The organism is Macrococcus hajekii, assembly GCF_004359505.1.
In the GTDB taxonomy this organism is placed as follows: Bacteria; Bacillota; Bacilli; order Staphylococcales; family Staphylococcaceae; genus Macrococcus; species Macrococcus hajekii.
Window position 1 is genome coordinate 1 of sequence record NZ_SCWE01000048.1, and the last position, 287, is coordinate 287.

Consider the following 287-nt stretch of genomic DNA (forward strand, 5'->3'; position numbering starts at 1 on the left):
TCACGAATCCAGATGGCACGACAACAACAACAGTGATCAAAGATGGTGCGGACGGCGAATCACCAACGGCGACAGTAGTCGACAATGGAGACGGCACGCATACAGTGACGATCACAAATCCAGATGGTACGACAACAACAACAGTGATCAAAGATGGCGAATCACCAACGGCGACAGTAGTCGACAACGGCGACGGCACGCATACAGTGACGATCACGAATCCAGATGGCACGACAACAACAACAGTGATCAAAGATGGTGCGGACGGCGAATCACCAACGGCGACA

The 287-nt window shown here is 52.3% G+C and carries 1 protein-coding gene; it reads left to right on the plus strand.

Features of this window, described 5'->3' with window-relative positions:
- On the plus strand, positions 1–287 hold a 287-nt coding region (locus ERX37_RS11315; RefSeq protein WP_208001701.1), incomplete at both ends, for a collagen-flanked surface repeat-containing protein.